The following is a 305-nucleotide window of genomic DNA, read 5'->3' as shown; positions in this document are numbered from 1 at the left end:
AGCGCATTAGAGCTTGAGGTAAAAGTTTCAGATCTAGATATGGCAGGAGAAGAAAATTAACACTGTATAAAATCACATGTTATACTGTATGCAATATTAACATCATGACGAAAGGTATATTATCATGATGAATTGTCCTCTTTGTGGTTACGCAGCTCATACTCGTAGTTCTCAGCAAGTCTCAAAAGAAACCAAAGAACGTTATAACCAGTGCCAGAATATTAATTGTGGTGCAACGTTTGTGAGCCATGAATCAGTATCAAGATTTGTAGTTAAACCTAAACTTGTAGAAGCTGTAAACCCCC

Annotated in this window: 1 protein-coding gene; it reads left to right on the top strand. The window is 36.4% G+C overall.

The features are described 5' to 3' along the window. Positions 1-124 precede the first annotated feature (124 nt). On the top strand, positions 125-305 hold a 181-nt coding region (locus PROVRUST_RS18725; protein ID WP_039856076.1), incomplete at its 3' end, for an ogr/Delta-like zinc finger family protein.

This window comes from Providencia rustigianii DSM 4541 (assembly GCF_000156395.1).
In the GTDB taxonomy this organism is placed as follows: Bacteria; Pseudomonadota; Gammaproteobacteria; order Enterobacterales; family Enterobacteriaceae; genus Providencia; species Providencia rustigianii.
Note: the sequence above shows the minus strand (reverse complement) of the source record. Positions and strands in the feature narration are given on the sequence as shown.